We start from the raw sequence: 343 nt of genomic DNA on the forward strand, positions 1-343 counted from the left end.
GTATTCAAGTATAGTTATAAACTTATTAAAACATTGCTCTGAAATTGCTTTAGACAAGTGTTTATTTTTTAATAAACCTCTTACATTTAAATCTTCTACTACTACTCTACAAGGCTTGGTTTTCACTATTGTATTAGTAGTTTGGTGTATATGATTTAATCTAATATCAGAAAGTTTTTTATAGACAAGTTTTACCTGTCTTTCAATCTTTATAATATTTTGAGTTTTTACAAGTTTTTCACCTTTTTGAAAGGTGTTACCACTTCTTAACATATCATATTTCCTTGAAACTTGCCTTTGAAGTTTTCTAAGTTTCTTATTTAATCTTTTAACTTCTTTTGAT

1 pseudogene is annotated in these 343 nt (G+C 25.4%); it reads right to left on the bottom strand.

Annotated elements, in window-relative coordinates:
- Positions 1-343, bottom strand: a pseudogene (locus KGF50_RS22030) (RNA-guided endonuclease TnpB family protein); the annotation flags it as partial.

Origin of the sequence: Clostridioides sp. ZZV15-6598 (assembly GCF_020657705.1) — a bacterium.
Lineage (GTDB): Bacteria > Bacillota > Clostridia > Peptostreptococcales > Peptostreptococcaceae > Clostridioides > Clostridioides difficile_F.